This is a genomic window from Pricia sp. (assembly GCF_041745955.1).
Taxonomy (GTDB): Bacteria; Bacteroidota; Bacteroidia; order Flavobacteriales; family Flavobacteriaceae; genus Pricia.
The window spans coordinates 1-6,510 of sequence record NZ_JBGTHY010000083.1 but is presented as its reverse complement, the minus strand read 5'-3'; the positions used below and the strand labels follow the sequence as shown (position 1 = coordinate 6,510).

At 44.2% G+C, this 6,510-nt stretch carries 6 protein-coding genes; 1 reads left to right on the top strand and 5 read right to left on the bottom strand.

Translation table 11 applies throughout. The features are described from left to right. Together ACEW8S_RS02865 and ACEW8S_RS02860 are read right to left on the bottom strand one after the other, a co-directional pair. Window positions 1–482 (bottom strand): nuclear transport factor 2 family protein (locus ACEW8S_RS02865; protein WP_373516677.1); only part of this gene is annotated, 482 nt, incomplete at its 3' end. Between the two features lie 24 nt (window positions 483–506). Continuing rightward, on the bottom strand, window positions 507–2,681 hold the full coding sequence (locus ACEW8S_RS02860; RefSeq protein ID WP_373516676.1) for a prolyl oligopeptidase family serine peptidase: 2,175 nt from the start codon (window positions 2,679–2,681) through the stop codon (window positions 507–509). A gap of 238 nt (window positions 2,682–2,919) precedes the next feature. Here ACEW8S_RS02860 and ACEW8S_RS02855 point away from each other — a divergent pair, with 238 nt between their 5' ends. Further along, window positions 2,920–3,726, top strand: a complete 807-nt coding sequence (locus tag ACEW8S_RS02855; protein WP_373516675.1) for a LuxR C-terminal-related transcriptional regulator — start codon at window positions 2,920–2,922, stop codon at window positions 3,724–3,726. 170 nt (window positions 3,727–3,896) lie between these two features. On the opposite strand, the gene ACEW8S_RS02850 is transcribed toward ACEW8S_RS02855, so the two are convergent. The 3 genes from ACEW8S_RS02850 to ACEW8S_RS02840 form a co-directional block, all read right to left on the bottom strand. Then, window positions 3,897–4,364, bottom strand: a complete 468-nt coding sequence (locus tag ACEW8S_RS02850; protein ID WP_373516674.1) for a hypothetical protein — start codon at window positions 4,362–4,364, stop codon at window positions 3,897–3,899. Between the two features lie 247 nt (window positions 4,365–4,611). Further along, complete coding sequence (locus ACEW8S_RS02845; RefSeq protein WP_373516678.1) at window positions 4,612–5,613, bottom strand: outer membrane beta-barrel protein; 1,002 nt, start codon at window positions 5,611–5,613, stop codon at window positions 4,612–4,614. A 44-nt stretch (window positions 5,614–5,657) separates the two neighbouring features. After that, the coding region (locus ACEW8S_RS02840) for a LuxR C-terminal-related transcriptional regulator (RefSeq protein WP_373516673.1) at window positions 5,658–6,510 on the bottom strand (853 nt) is incomplete at its 5' end.

Here is a 6,510-nt window from a genome sequence, read left to right as displayed (position 1 = left end):
TCGGGATTTGTTGTCGGGGTGTAGGAAAGCGTATCTATGGTCATGAGCGAACTTATTTTCCATTGATTGCCTTCTTTTACAAAAGTTCGAAATTCCCTTGTACCTGTTGAAGTCAGTGAATCGTTTTCAAAATCTGTTCGTTGGTTATAAGCCATCCAAGCCAGTTTATCGGACACTTCAATAATATAATCGCTGTTATGTATGGTAGCCTTGCTTAAAGGGTTGGTCATGTATAGAGTGAAAAGAGAGTCGATCGGTTTCCAACCTACCTGTCCGGTATAAAAGCCATTACCGGAATAAAGGCGATTGGTTTTGGAGTTTTGGCTCATCAGTGCCCTCCACCCTTCTAAATTGCCTTCTCTAAAAATCTCCGTTTCGCGGAGGGCCAACTTTTTCAAAACCTCCTCTTCGTGGCTTTGGGCCAAGGAATTATATAATCCTGCAATACATAGATAAAATGTGAAAATCAATAGCGTTTTCATATGTGTTTGTTTTGGTTAAAAATACTATCTCATTTGAAATTCCGGATGCCCCGTTTGCCACAGGGCAAAACTAAGGACATCGGCATAGGCATCAAAAGCGGTGGTCTTGGTATCGCCCATACCATGCCCCGCCTCAAAATCTACCGAGAACAGGATGGGCTTGTCAGAGGCATTGGCAGCTTGCAACCGTGCCGCAAACTTGCCTGGTTCCCAAGCACTGACACGGGGATCGTTCATACCTGCGGTAATAAGCGTCGCGGGGTATTTTTCCCCGTCCACAATATGCTGGTACGAATCCATTTCGAATAGTGCCATACATTCCACGGAGTCTTTGACGGTTCCGAATTCGGGGATGTTCGGCGGGCCGTTGGGGGTAAACTCCATCCGCATAGTGTTCATACAGCCCACTTCGGGAATGGCCACAGCAAAAAGGTCGGGCCTTTCGGTCATCGCTCGGCCAATGAGCACCCCGCCGGCACTAGCGCTATATATGGCCATCTTTTGAGGAGCGGTATATTTTTCGCGCACCATATACTCGCCACATGCGATAAGATCTTTCCAGGTATTCGGCTTGGTGGTCTTCATCCCCCCTTTGTGCCAAGTATCCCCCAACTCGCCCCCACCCCTAACGTGGGCAACGGCAAAAATGGCCCCTTTTGTGGTAGGCATGAGGTAAGCAGGGCTAAAAAACGGGCTCATCGCGTAGCCATAGGCTCCATAGCCTAAAAAGAATACCGGGGTTTTACCTTCCCGTTTTAAGTTCTTGTCATAAATCAACGAAAGGGGCACTAAGGTACCGTCGTGCGAGGGTACCATTAGTTCCTCCACCATAAGACCGACATATTCGGGATATGTTGCTTGGGAAGACAGATTTTCTGGAATGAATTCCGAATTACGAGGGTCAAAACGGTATCTCCGGTAATCGCTGGTCCAGCCGTTCAAAGTGACCCAGAAATCGGGAGATTCAATGCTTTTAGCACGAATACCTATTCTTCCGGCCGCATTCGGAAGTCCGATTTTTGTTGCCTTTGCTTTCCCTTTGGGCAAATAGTATACTTCTTGTTGCACGCCGTTTTTTGACAGAGTGTAATAAAGTCCGTCACTGGTAAGGTCAAAAGCTTCTAAATTGCCATTTTTACTCTCCGGCACTACTACTTCTGCCTGCTCCATATCTGGATGGGTCAGGGAAGTTTTGAGAATCTTGAAATTGGGTGCATTTTTTGGGGTACGTACAAAAACGGAATCTTTGATCGTACCGAACTCGTACACCTCATCCTCTGGTATAAAGAGTGGTTTCCAGTGGATTGTCGGGGCATCGATTTCCTTTGAAGGGGCAATAAACGCTTTTACCCGGCGATCATCGGTCATCGGCAATGCGAATAGTAGCTCGGTATCGGGATCGTAGTATACGTTGGCATACTCCGCTTCCTCGATGCCTAGGTTCGGGTACTTCTGCCTCGAAAATATCTCACGGTCGCTGTCGGGCGATGTGCCTACCGTATGCAGCATGGCCTTACTGTTCAGCATACGGTCTTTGTCGTGCACGTCGCTAGAATTCCACCGGAGATAAAGAAGCCGTTCCCCATCGGGAAGCCAAGATGCCCCAAACCCCCAACAGCGGTCGATCACTTCCGGATAGCGTTTGCCGGAATCTACGTTCAGCAACAGCAGCTCCGCACTTTCCGATCCGTTGGGGGCAATCTCGAATGCGATTTTACTGCCATCGAGCGATGGCGATAATGCGGTTAAGGTATATTTTAATGTGTCGTTCCTGTAATTTGTGGGATCAAAAAGCAAACGCTCGTTGCCTTGAAGGCTATCCCTGTAGAACAGTTTTCCGGTTTCGTCCTCCGGGGTCGTCTTCAGATAAAAATACTTATCGTTTCTGGTAATGTTAACCTCGTATATCGAGACGCTCCTTCTGCCGTCCATTTCCCTTAACTGGTCTACCAGGCCTTTCCTTCCGGGAATTTGGTCCAACACCTTTCTCGAATAATTGGCTTGGGCCTTAAACCAATTGACTACCGTAGTGTCCTTAAGATTTTCCATGTAACGGTAGGGGTCCTTCACTGCTGTGCCAAAGTGGTTTTCGGTTACCATAGCAATAGGGGCCTTGGGCGGTTTTTCCTGAGATGGCGAGGTGCAGCCTGCTATTACTAAAGAGCTTAAAATCCGCAGTATACTGATAAGGTTTTTCATGCCATAGGAATTAGAACATGGTTATAAAAATGGTTCTTTTAATTGATCCCCGTCCTTTTGAACGAACGACATTTGTCTTTTGCTTCTTCCACAAACGCCACTGATGTTTACACAAGGTAAATATTTAGGTTCTAAAGTATCCGATATCTTTACTTGGAACAATAGGGATTTTTCCCTAATTTCATATATCCCCCTTTGCAAGGCAAACTATTCAATACAAACCGTATAATCATTGAATATGAAGACCGAAATAAAGGTGTTGCGACCACTAGATGCCGAGAAATTTCGAACGCTTTTTAGCTATGGGGATGACTATTGCAAACCTCAGGATGCCCTGCGCCATTATGAACCCTTAATCCAAAGTTTTGAAAAATTGGCCGTCGGGCGATTTTTTTGGTTTATCGGGGATTTCGCCAATTGTATGCATTGTTTTGCCGGGGGCGATATTGAAAATCTTACTCCTTTTAAAATGGAGGACTTTGCGACCATGTCCCATTTGAGGCTACATGAGGCTACCCATCCAGAAGATTTGCAGAAGGTACTCGCATTTAGCAAAATATGGGTAGAGCTTTTTGTGCAAAGCGGAGCAGAATTTATCAAAAATCTTAATGTGTCCCTATTTTTTAGGATGATGGACGCAAAGAAAAACTACTATTGGATTATGGTGCAGTACGCCGAGCCCATCCCGGACAAAAATGGAAAAGCCGTTTACGGACTTGTATTGGCTACGGACATCTCACATATTAAAAAGGAGGGAGTGCCCATGATGAATATCCTGAATACAAATACCCAAACCTGTCAACAATTCTTTTGCATGGAAAACGGCGAACTCTCCCAGGAGGAATGCACCGTTCCGTTATTGACCAAAAGGGAAAAAGAAGTTTTAAGCTTGCTGACCAGAGGGCACGGAAGCAAGCAGATAGCCCATCAGCTCTTCGTTTCCGTTAAAACCGTTGATAACCATAGGCAGAACATGCTGCACAAGACGGGGTCAAGATCTTCTTCAGAGCTGGTCAGCTTAGGTATTCGTCTTGGAATAGTTTGAAAGCCCTATTTAAATGGTTACTAAAATTGACGGGGTAAAAAAGAGAGTCTAGAGCCTGGAAATGTAATCTGGACTAAAGAAAAAAAGAGAAGAGCCTATAGACAAAAAAATTAAACGGACACTTTAAAAAGTGCCCGTTGCTTAAGTTTCATTTGCTGCGTTCTTTCTAATCAAAACTTCAACGCCAAACCCGTTCCATTCTGATTATTTACAGGTACCAAGCGAAATGAAGTGCTTCCACCAAGACCATCATTGTAGTTCAGAATGGCCTTCCGTTTGTTGTCCGATGAGGCCTTGAAGAATATCATACCTACAAGTCCGGTACCGGCCGCCGCGATAATTGGCCCTGTCAAAGGTTTGTTCTGGTCTAGGCTGGTAATCACCCAAATGGAAGAACCCAGATTTGCAAGCCCGAATACCAGTCCGCCCAAAGCCAGTTTTTTAGACTTTTGCCACTCCACTTGGGCGACTTGGCTTTCCATCATGATTTTGTTGACCTCTTTCCAGCTAAGTTTCTCCTTATCTTGATAGAATTGCTCGCCCCATGCACCGGGGAAGGCGGTAATCTCTTGTGCGGAAAGGTTTGTGGAAATCAGGGCGATGATGCCGACGGCAAAAATTGTTTTTAATGTTTTCATCTGTTGATATTTATTTGTTTTTTAAGTCAGATGTAATTCGCCAAACAACATTTCGGTTGGTAACCAGAATGTTTATGGCTGATTTCATAGCAGTATTTTCATTTTCGTTGAACTAAAGTACTAAAAACCTTAGACAATTTTGACTGTTTCGGAACTTATTTTATTTCAAACGGTTTTCGTCCAATGCAATATCATATTCCGTAAGGTAGAACAATTTGAAGACCGATCTATCAATTTCAGCTTCGTGTCATTTGATCCTGTCCAGATTTTCGTCTACATCCCTGTTCTTGTAATCGGGTTCCTTATGGGTACCTATTGAATATTTGATGGAAAGGGCGATTTCCCTTGCATCCGCAAAATAGACTCCATTGGCATTTACGCCGTCGATGGAATAGCTTTCCTCGAAGTTTTGGGCCTTTGTAATATCGTTAAAGTGAAGGGAGCAATTCAGCGTATCGAAAAAGGTCTTTGTAATCGCTGCATTTAAGGAAATCAGACCGTTTCGCATGAAAATTCCCTCGGAGCGCTTTGTAAATCCCCAACCGCCCAAAGAAAGTGTTGTGTCGTCTCCAATCTTGAATTGATGGTCGGTATAAATGTACAAATACGGTTTTGATGCATTCGTTACGGCGGAACTATCCTGAACTCGCCTTGTAGATAGCATCATAAAATTAGTGGCCGTCCAGATGCCCTGGGTGATGGGTAGGGTCAGGCTGATATCGAGACCGGACTCCCGTTCCAAATTCCGGAGTGCAAAAATGGCTTTCCCGGTATCGTCCTTATCGTAATCGATGGTAAAATACATAGGATTTTTTCGCCGCAAATAACTTACGGAAATTGATTTTTGCTTTAGCTGGAAATTGGTGGAGATTTCGTCCATCACGGTAGGAAGCAAATTTACGTTCCCGGAGCCTTCCAAAAAAGGATTGATAAAAACCCTTATCGAGCTCGCCCTCGAGTAATCGGGCCGCTCGATACTTTTTGAATAGTTAAAGGTCAAATTTTTGGTGCTGTCCATTTCAATATTGAGCATAACCTTCGGAAAAAAATGTAGATTCTCTCGATCTACCAAAGGAAAATCATCGGCCTCGGTCTCACCTTGAACCTGATTGGTTTCAATTCGGGCCCCGGTGCTAAAATTTATATTTTTATGGATGCTTCCCGAAATTTGTGCATAACTGGCATAGGTGCTTTCCGAATATTCATAGTCGACCCTAGTATCCCGTTGTTGAGTGCCAAAAAATTGGATGTTGCGAAGGTAAAAACGGTCGGATTTAGGTGCTAGTACCCATGCTAATTTTGAAATCGCCGTAATAACTCCCGTCGATCGGACACTTTCAATTTGCTGTAGATATTCGTAATATGGGTCTTTACGGTGCTTAGACTGATAAAAAGTTCATTAGCGATTTCTTTGTTGCTCTTGCCTTCTAGGATAAGGGTCTGAATGTTCCTTTCTTGTCTACTCAGATCGGGCAAAACGGATCGGCGTTTACTTCGAACAATCAAAAGTGCGCCGAGACCGAGCACCATAAATCCTAGGATAAAGTTTATAGTGGTACTCCAAGCATACTTTCTTTCGATTGCTTCTTGGGTCAAAAAGGCGAGTTTCTTTTCCAAAAATTTATATTGGGCGGGCGGCATGTCACTCTCTTTCATTTCGTCTAAAAGTGCCAGATAGAAATCAGGGTTTTTCGCAATGTCGTAATCCAGTAATTGTTTTTCTTCCAGTTCTCTAACTCCAATGAGTTTGACCACGAGAATGCGAAGTGAATCTTTGGCGTAGCTTTTCAGTTGCGATGCAGCTTCTCCTTCGGCCAATTGCGACTGAAGCAACTGTCTTTCAAATTCTCGCATACGTCGCCATTCTTTGTCCGCTACATTGCTATTTGTGTAGTTGCCAAATGGCACATCGGCTTTATGGAACAGTATGGTATCTGAGCGGGACAAGATAAAGGCGGTACTCCTGGCAACGGTATCCGTAATGGCTTTTTCCATACGTTTTACATACAATCGGTAGATGGCGTTTTTATCGGAAATATGTTTTCGGTCGAAGGAAAATGAGCCGTTTTCCATAATGGGCGACCAAGCGATTTCTTTGCTGAATTTCAATTCTTGTAAATGGTCTATGTCGAGTTTGGCCAAGTAA

Coding starts and splice junctions, on each gene's coding strand:
- ACEW8S_RS02860 (WP_373516676.1), bottom strand. CDS start 2,681: ATGAAAAACCTTATCAGTATACTGCGGATTTTAAGCTCTTTAGTAATA.
- ACEW8S_RS02855 (WP_373516675.1), top strand. CDS start 2,920: ATGAAGACCGAAATAAAGGTGTTGCGACCACTAGATGCCGAGAAATTT.
- ACEW8S_RS02850 (WP_373516674.1), bottom strand. CDS start 4,364: ATGAAAACATTAAAAACAATTTTTGCCGTCGGCATCATCGCCCTGATT.